Origin of the sequence: Streptococcus sp. CCH8-C6 (genome assembly GCF_001557225.1) — a bacterium.
GTDB lineage: Bacteria > Bacillota > Bacilli > Lactobacillales > Streptococcaceae > Streptococcus > Streptococcus sanguinis_C.
The window spans coordinates 1-216 of the sequence record NZ_LSJN01000037.1; the positions used below are offsets into that span (position 1 = coordinate 1).

Consider the following 216-nt stretch of genomic DNA (forward strand, 5'->3'; position numbering starts at 1 on the left):
GCCGCGCGGTCCAGAAGATCGAGTCCGCCGGCGCCAGCCTGAAGCTGGACTACGACTTCGGCGAGGGCATGCCCACCCTGACCTCGATCACCGCCTACGAGCGCGTGGACGCCTATTCGCGTGGCGACATCGACGGCGGCTTCGGCGCCTCGTTCGCCCCGCCCTTCGGCCCGGGCTTCATCCCGTTCCCGGCGGAGAGCGCCGACGGCATCCCGT

1 protein-coding gene is annotated in these 216 nt (G+C 71.3%); it reads left to right on the forward strand.

Features of this window, described 5'->3' with window-relative positions; translation table 11 throughout:
* A partial coding sequence (locus AX677_RS09410; protein WP_197416884.1) for a hypothetical protein occupies window positions 1-216 on the forward strand: 216 nt, incomplete at both ends.